This is a genomic window from Cytobacillus sp. Bac17 (assembly GCF_024519925.1).
Classification (GTDB): domain Bacteria; phylum Bacillota; class Bacilli; order Bacillales; family Cytobacillaceae; genus Cytobacillus; species Cytobacillus pseudoceanisediminis.
Genome location: NZ_JALJRC010000010.1, coordinates 147,862 through 154,933, shown reverse-complemented (window position 1 = coordinate 154,933; position 7,072 = coordinate 147,862). Strand labels below are relative to the sequence as shown.

The following is a 7,072-nucleotide window of genomic DNA, read 5'->3' as shown; positions in this document are numbered from 1 at the left end:
CATTGTATTACTTCTATTTTAAAATAAAAAAGACTGCAGACAAGCACGATTTTCATCGAGTTTGTCGACAGTCTGTAGCATATCAATTTGTAATTGATATGCTTTTTTCATTGGTACATCAACTTTTATAAGGAAATATATTTAAATAGCAATGTAAATAATGAAATTATATAAAAAAATGCACTTTTACTAACGAAACCGGATTGTAACTTTATATTTAACGGAAATGCGTTCCGATATATTCCGTATAGAAAATATCGAGTGAATTATGATTTTTATCGTTATTATATATTTGTGAAGGGGGGGGAAATGAATGTTACAAGAATTCAATCATTTGATGGATTATATTGAGACACATTTAACCGAAGAAATTTCCGGAAAGCAAATATCAAAAATTGTAGGGCTATCTGATTATCATTTCAAAAGAATGTTTTCATATATGGCTGGAATGTCATTGAATGAGTACATCAAAAATAGGAGATTATCAGTTGCAAATGTTGAACTGATTAACGGAGCAAAAGTAACAGATATTGCCTGCAAATATGGTTATCAATCCATTGAAGGTTTTTCAAGAGCCTTTCGTGAATGGAGCGGATTCTTGCCTTCAGAAGTAACTAAAAACAAAATTCAAAAATCATTTCCCAAATTCTCATTCTTTATTGATATAAGAGGAGGAATTTCAATGGAATTCAAGATTGAAAAGAAAGAGATGTTTAATATTGTTGGTGTATCGAAAAGGGTGCCTATTCAATTCGAAGGTGAAAATAATGCTATCATAGAACTAGCGAAGACAATTACCGAACAACAAAGAAATCAAATGCATCAATTAGCGGATTTATATCCTCATCAAGTGTTGAATGTATCGTATGATTTTGATGATGGTTTTTTAGAAGAAAAAGGGTATTTAACACATATGATAGGATTTGCAACTACAAAAGAAAATCCATTCGATCATTTAGAGCAAATTCCTATTGAAGAAAGTTTATGGGCCATTTTCCCTAACCAAGGACCATTTCCTTCTACACTTCAAGAAACTACCGCAAAAATTTATTCTGAATGGCTGCCTTCATCAGATTATGAACCAGCAGAACTACCTGGGATTTCATTTACAAAGTACAACGGTACATCGGAAAATGTATATAGCGAGGTTTGGATGGCAGTAAAAAAAAAAGTTAACGATACACCTTGATGATTATTCTATTTACAGAAATGTTTTTCGAATATCTCACATAAAAATAAAAAAGGTTGGGGTTTCCTTTAATGTTGACCCCACCCTTTTTTTATCTCAACTGTTATTTACCCTGTGTTTTCGGATTTGCTACACATTATCTGAACTACTTTGGATTATTTATCAGCCTTTTTCTGTATTAGTGCTTTATGGCCTCAGTTGCTGCTTTATATTCTTCATACCAATTTTTCCATTCGTCTTTCCGGCTGCCATCTATTACTCCATCAAGCAGACGTCCAATCACATTTAGACACACATGCCATCCTGCAAGATCCTTTGGTGTATGATCTGTGATTTCACTGATTTTTTCAATTAAAATCAGCTCTGTCCCGCCCATGAATTCATTAAGCTCAAAGCGGACAATATCATCACCCCATGTGTATTCAAGGATCGCAGGCTTTTCAAACCCGAGGATTTCCATTTCCTCAAAGCTGCCATCACCCATATCAAATTTGAATTTTCCACCATTCTTTAATTCCTCAGCCTGCAGCTCCGGAAACCATTTTTTCAGCTGATTATTGTCAGTAAGCATCGCCCAGATTTCTTCCCTGGGATGTTTCAGGTTTCGTTCAAAGACAGCAGTATAGCCATTTGTTTCTTTTTTTAATAAAGCTTTCATACTCTCGTCTCCTTTTTTGCATGATTTGTCCTCAAAATACTGCATAAAATTAACCTTTAACCAATTGGCGTCCTTTTTCCTTTATTAACCCTGCACCCATCAATCCAATCAATGAAAAGATGACCGGAATAATAAATCCATACTGGTATCCTGCTTCAAATGTATCCAAAACTTTTCCGAAAATAAATGGCAGCAAAACTGCGCTCAGAAAGCCGCCGGTGTTGGCAAAACCTGAAACGACACCTACATCTCTAATGTCAAATGATTTTCTGACAATCGCAAAAGTCAGTGTACTTGCACCATTCCCATAACCCATGATCAGGAAAAGAACAATCAGGAGCAGATATGGAGGTTTGCCCTGGAATACAAGAAAAACTGCCCAACCGAGAACGACGATTATGTGGGCAAAAAGATAAGGGCGTTTGATGCTGCCCATCCGTCCTGATATGAAGCTCATTAACGGAGCACCAATAATTGCCCCAATCAGTCCAATCATGACTAGCTGGCTGGATTCGGAACGGGTCAAATCATACATTTCCATTCCATATGGCACTGCCCATGAACCGATGAAGCCAACATAAGTACCAACCACGCCAAAGTGACACAAAAACGTGGCCCATGCCTGACGGTCAGAAAAAATTCTCTTTAATATGTTTGCTGTTTTCTCTGCTGGCTCCTTTTTACCTTTTGTTTTCTTAGGTTCTATGCCCATCCGGGAAGGCTGCAAAATTAAAATGAAATACAGCAATAAGGAGAGGATGGTCAAAATAATGCCCACTGCCAAAAACGGAATGCGCCAGCCCCATATGGAAATCCAAATGGAAAATGGCACAGTCGCGAGCAAAAATCCAAAGCTACCCGACATGCCCGCAAAACCAAGCAATTTTACAAATTCATTTACCTTAAACCATCTGCCTAAAATGATGACAACGTTAATCCAGATTGTCGCATCACCTATTCCGACTAGCATTCTTGCCGCGAAAAGGATGTATTCATTCGCAGCAAAACTGAATAATAAAGTCCCGATTCCGTTAAGAAGAGTCCCGGAGATTAAAAACACATTAGGACCAAAACGGTCGGATAATATTCCAATGGGAACCTGCAGGCTGGCATAGGCGAAAAATTGGATGCTCGTCAGGAGCCCAATGGCCGCAGCTGTCACGCCGAATTCCTTCATTAATTGATCAGTAATTAAACCGGGAGCTGTCCTTTGGCTCACGATTAAAAAGTATGTAAATAAAACCGCTCCAAAGACAAGCCACCTGTATTTGCTTTTATGTTTCTCCACTGCCCTCTGCTCCTATTTTCTAAAGAATACCCTCCATTATACGCTAAAAAAAGGCAACTGTCCTCCACTGCGTTAAAGCAATGGAACGACAGGTGCCTTTGGCCTAATTATTCTTTTACAAGATTCTTTGTGCTTCTTACTGTATCGATCGGACGGACATAGCTTTCGATTTGGTCCCTTTTCGGCTCCAGGAATGGCGGCAGGGACAATTTTTCCCCAAGTGTTTCATATGGCTCGTCACCCATGAATCCAGGGCCATCCGTCGCGAATTCAAATAAAATCTGCGGAGCAACCCGGGAATATAAAGAACCGAAGAAGAAGCGATCCACAAATCCTGAAGTCTGGAAGCCAAAGCCTCTCAAATGCTGATCCCATTCCTCGAGAACAGACTTATCTTCCACGCGGAATGCTGCGTGATGGACTGTTCCATAGCCCTGGCGCGCCTGGGGAAGAGACGGGTTATATTCCACTACCACCTGTGCCCCATTTCCCCCTTCACCCACTTCGAATAAATGGAAATCTCCTTCTTGAGCAATTTCCTTAAAATGCAGCACCTTTTCCATCATTTCCTTAAAGTAATCAAATTGAGCTACTCTTACAAAAAGCGGTCCCAGACCAGTGATCGCATATTCTAGCGGAACGGGCCCGTTCTGCCAAGGTGTGCCTGATGGTACTCCTTTATTGTCCTCATCCGAGATCAATTGGTATTTCTGATCATCAAAATCCGTGAATGACAGGGTTTTTTTGCCGAACTGCTCTTTGATGCCTGAATGTGGAACCTCTAAGCGGTCAAACCGCTTTACCCAATAATTGAGTGCTTCATCTGTCGGAACCCGGAATGAAGTTTTCGATATTTCATCCGTTCCGTGAGATCCCTGTGGAATACCAGGAAAATCAAAAAATGTCATATCCGTTCCCGGACTTCCTGTATCATCCGCAAAAAATAAATGATACGTTTGAATGTCATCCTGATTTACGGTCTTCTTTACTAAACGCATTCCTAATGTATAAGTGAAAAACTCATAATTTTTTTCCGCACTGCTTGTAATGGCTGTAACATGGTGAATACCTTTTAAATGATTCAAGTGAACTTCCTCCCCGTTGTTATTTATCTTAAAATAAAATATCTTTAATTCGAGATAATTTTACTTTATCACGGCTTACTGATGGTGTCAATATCACCGGGGCTTTAAAAAAAGGATTTTATGATGTCTTCCTCATGATGGCATTCCTTACAGATGTATTCAATTTCCAGTGCATCTTCCCTGGCGATGTGGACAGTTTCTTTTCCGCAGACTTCGCAAAATCTCTTTTCCGTAATTTCTTTCATTTTTACATCTCCTGTTAAATATGTCGTTTATCTTGGTTTAACCAGAATTTTGATTTCTAAACACAAAAAAACCAGCTCCCCTTGGGAACTGATTCAGTTTACGTATGTACAGCCGCCATTGCCGTAAATAATGATAAGAAAGTTTTAAACCACCACTCCTCAAAGTGGGTGTTCGCAGAAACATTCCTGCCTGTCCTCCTTGTCGTATAGACGGAGGCCTGTCATTCCCGTTTCAATGTAAAACTCCCTATTACAGCTTAAAGGTTAAAACTTTATTATGATTACGAACAATGCAGCTTGTATTAATATATTAACGGATTCTGGCGGATTTTTCAATGGGCATGCTCATTCATTTGTTATAAACAATAATTTGAGTTCTTTAACAGGGGTTTAAAGTTGTTTGTTGAATATTTTACACTAATGAAACGATCGGGGGATTCTATATGAAAAAACTCCATAGCCTGGTATCCGCAATTGCCATCTTTCTTCTTATCGGATGTTCAAAGGATGTCCCAAATGAGCTTGACCTGAGCCAGCTGACTAGAGTTGATTTTACAAGTGGAAACAGTGATGAAGAAATCATAATAACAGAAAAAGAAAAGATTAAAACCATAAGAGATATAATTGGGGAAATTGAATGGGAGGAAAACATAAAGCCCCAAATGGATGAAAATGAAGATGCTATAGCCACTTTATTCTTTACATACGATAAAAATATGCCAGAAAGTTTAACTGAGTATTTAATATGGTTCAACAAAGAAGAAGGATCTGCAGTGATTTTTGACAGAGACAAGAATGCTTTAGGAACCTTAGGGAAAGAAAAGTCTCAAACATTAAAAGAGCTCCTGATTAAAAAGTAGAGAGCAGGTCTGCCATGAGACCATCACGGCGACCATTTTCTCTGCTTCCTCTCAATTTTCGGCTTCATGAGCGCTCCATGGCGATCGTTTTCTCCGCTACCTCTCATTTTTGGGCTTCATGAGCGCTCCATGGCGACCGTTTTCCCCACTACTTCTCATTTTTCGGCTTCATGGGCCTTCCATGGCGACCATTTTCTCTTGCTCTCCTTATTAGGAAGTCATAGGCCCTTCTATAACAACTGCTTTTTTTGCTCTGCAACAAGCAGGGGATCTTAAGCCGTCCCCTTGGCAAGTCCAGCCAATTTGCAATCCATCCACCATTATTAGCAATTACCTTTTTAATACATCTCAAGAATAGGCTTCAGAATAGACGCAGATACTTTACCTTTTCCTTTATGAAAGGAAATCGGTGCTACTCCTTCAATTATTTAGTGACAGCTGCCCGCTTGCTCTTTTTTGCATCTTTGCAGTTCTGATTTTCTTGATGTCCCGCTTCATCAGCAGTGAGACGATGAAGCCGATGGCAAGCATGGTGCCAAACACATAGAAAGTAATCGTATAGCTTTGCGTATTTTCATATATGCTGGATACGAGCATTGGGCCGACTACTCCCGCGATGGACCACGAGGTAAGCAGATAACCATGAATCGCGCCAAGCTGTTTGGTTCCAAACAGGTCTCCAATAAAGGCCGGAAGGGATGCAAACCCGCCTCCATAGCATGAAACAATGATATAAAGGAATACAGAGAAGATAAAAGAGTTTGTGATGAATGGAAGAATGAAGAATGCAGCAACCTGTATCAGGAAGAAGGTCATATATGTATTTCCTCTTCCAAGGTAATCCGATGCAGATGCCCAGCCAATTCTTCCCCCTCCATTAAAGAGGCCCATTATGCCGACGATGCCTGCAGCCGTGATCGCGCTTGCCCCAGTGATTTCCTGGGCCATTGGTGCGGCAACTGAGAGAATCATGATGCCTGCAGAAATATTGATGAACATCATAATCCATAGAAGCCAGAAACGCTTCGTCTTAATCGCTTCATTGGCAGTCAGCTGTGCCAGATCTGCCTTTACCGGCCGCTCTTCCCTGTTCTCCTCCATTCCTTCAGGTGCCCATCCTTCAGGCGGTTTTACAATATAAAGCGCTCCCAAAATCATTAGAATAAAATAACTGATTCCCAGGACATAGAAGGTTGTCGGAATCGAAGTTGCAATCATTAATCTGCTTGCAATGGGGCTTGTGATCAGGGCCCCTGCACCAAAGCCCATAACTGCCATTCCTGTGGCAAGTCCCCTTCTGTCAGGAAACCACTTAACCAATGTGGAGACAGGTGCAATATAGCCGAAGCCGAGGCCCAGTCCCCCAATGACACCGAAGAAAATGAGGAATAGGACATAGTTCTCCAATTGTATGGCGAATCCGGACCCAATAATCCCAATTCCAAAGAAGACTGCGGCAATCATGGCTGAAACTCTTGGTCCCCGCTTTTCCACAAACCGGCCAAAAAAAGCTGCCGCAATCCCAAGGATAAAAATCGCAATGGTAAATGCCAGTGAGACGTCGGTTTTTTCCCAGCCAAGCGTTTCTTTCAATGGGTTTTGATAAACACTGTACGCATACACCGAACCAATTGATAAATGAATGGCGACAGCTGAAAGGGCAATCAGCCATCTATTCTTGTTCGCCATAAATAACCCCTTTCCTGAATATTGTTTTATTTATAAGCTCCATGCTATTTTTTACCTT

At 40.3% G+C, this 7,072-nt stretch carries 7 protein-coding genes and 1 other RNA gene; 2 read left to right on the top strand and 6 right to left on the bottom strand.

Annotated features, from left to right (window positions below; translation table 11 throughout):
- Positions 1-313 precede the first annotated feature (313 nt).
- Positions 314-1,189, top strand: a complete 876-nt coding sequence (locus NR125_RS14330) for an AraC family transcriptional regulator (RefSeq protein ID WP_256815528.1) — start codon at positions 314-316, stop codon at positions 1,187-1,189.
- A 178-nt stretch (positions 1,190-1,367) separates the two neighbouring features.
- On the opposite strand, the gene NR125_RS14325 is transcribed toward NR125_RS14330, so the two are convergent.
- The 5 genes from NR125_RS14325 to ssrS all read right to left on the bottom strand — a co-directional run bounded on the left by NR125_RS14325 (position 1,368) and on the right by ssrS (position 4,767).
- The gene (locus tag NR125_RS14325) at positions 1,368-1,847 is read right to left on the bottom strand and encodes an SRPBCC family protein (protein ID WP_019383131.1); all 480 of its coding nucleotides are present in this window, start codon (positions 1,845-1,847) and stop codon (positions 1,368-1,370) included.
- Positions 1,848-1,896: 49 nt separating this feature from the next.
- A complete protein-coding gene (locus NR125_RS14320) occupies positions 1,897-3,135 on the bottom strand; it encodes an MFS transporter (RefSeq protein WP_009334357.1) in 1,239 nt (412 codons plus the stop codon).
- A gap of 107 nt (positions 3,136-3,242) precedes the next feature.
- Complete coding sequence (locus NR125_RS14315) at positions 3,243-4,220, bottom strand: ring-cleaving dioxygenase (RefSeq protein ID WP_009334356.1); 978 nt, start codon at positions 4,218-4,220, stop codon at positions 3,243-3,245.
- A gap of 104 nt (positions 4,221-4,324) precedes the next feature.
- A complete protein-coding gene (locus NR125_RS14310) occupies positions 4,325-4,465 on the bottom strand; it encodes a hypothetical protein (protein ID WP_019383132.1) in 141 nt (46 codons plus the stop codon).
- Between the two features lie 105 nt (positions 4,466-4,570).
- Positions 4,571-4,767: non-coding RNA, 6S RNA (gene ssrS / locus NR125_RS14305), on the bottom strand.
- Between the two features lie 141 nt (positions 4,768-4,908).
- Between ssrS and NR125_RS14300 the strand changes: the two genes are divergently transcribed.
- Positions 4,909-5,325 carry a hypothetical protein gene (locus NR125_RS14300; RefSeq protein ID WP_009334355.1) on the top strand — a complete coding sequence of 139 codons (417 nt, stop codon included), beginning with the start codon at positions 4,909-4,911 and terminating at the stop codon, positions 5,323-5,325.
- A gap of 420 nt (positions 5,326-5,745) precedes the next feature.
- On the opposite strand, the gene NR125_RS14295 is transcribed toward NR125_RS14300, so the two are convergent.
- Positions 5,746-7,014: an L-lactate MFS transporter gene (locus NR125_RS14295; RefSeq protein ID WP_009334354.1), complete on the bottom strand. Its 1,269-nt coding sequence runs from the start codon at positions 7,012-7,014 to the stop codon at positions 5,746-5,748.
- Positions 7,015-7,072: the final 58 nt, after the last annotated feature.

Bases quoted from the DNA above. Each gene is read 5' to 3' on its own strand.
- NR125_RS14310 (WP_019383132.1), bottom strand. From the start codon at position 4,465: ATGAAAGAAATTACGGAAAAGAGATTTTGCGAAGTCTGCGGAAAAGAA.
- NR125_RS14325 (WP_019383131.1), bottom strand. From the start codon at position 1,847: ATGAAAGCTTTATTAAAAAAAGAAACAAATGGCTATACTGCTGTCTTT.
- NR125_RS14330 (WP_256815528.1), top strand. From the start codon at position 314: ATGTTACAAGAATTCAATCATTTGATGGATTATATTGAGACACATTTA.
- NR125_RS14300 (WP_009334355.1), top strand. From the start codon at position 4,909: ATGAAAAAACTCCATAGCCTGGTATCCGCAATTGCCATCTTTCTTCTT.
- NR125_RS14295 (WP_009334354.1), bottom strand. From the start codon at position 7,014: ATGGCGAACAAGAATAGATGGCTGATTGCCCTTTCAGCTGTCGCCATT.